The 314-nt window shown below is 68.5% G+C and carries 1 protein-coding gene; it reads left to right on the top strand.

The annotated features are described in order from the left end of the window. On the top strand, nt 1-314 hold a 314-nt coding region (locus BFF77_RS32440), incomplete at both ends, for a hypothetical protein (RefSeq protein ID WP_169922765.1).

Raw genomic sequence — 314 nt, 5'->3', positions numbered from 1 at the left:
GACGAGCTGGCCACCGTACGGGAGAAGATCAAGCCCGGCACCGAGGTCAACGAGGTCATGACGCTCGCCGGTGTCGACCCGCTCCAGCACTACACCGTGCTCGTCGCCCGCAAGGACCAGCTCAGCGGCCCCTCCCGGGACACCTGGGTCAAGATCGTCGCGGCACTGCGCGAGACGGTCGCCTTCATGTACGACCCGGGCCTTGGGCGCGCCCACCGCGTCGACCGCGACGGTCTTGCCCTTGACCGAGGCGCAGTCGGTGACACCGCCGTCGGTACTGGCCAGCAGATAGGTCGGCTTGGGGAAGCCCATCA

Origin of the sequence: Streptomyces lushanensis, from assembly GCF_001700515.1 — a bacterium.
Classification (GTDB): domain Bacteria; phylum Actinomycetota; class Actinomycetes; order Streptomycetales; family Streptomycetaceae; genus Streptomyces; species Streptomyces lushanensis.
The sequence above is the reverse complement of the archived record's forward strand: the minus strand, read 5'-3'. Positions and strand labels throughout refer to the sequence as shown.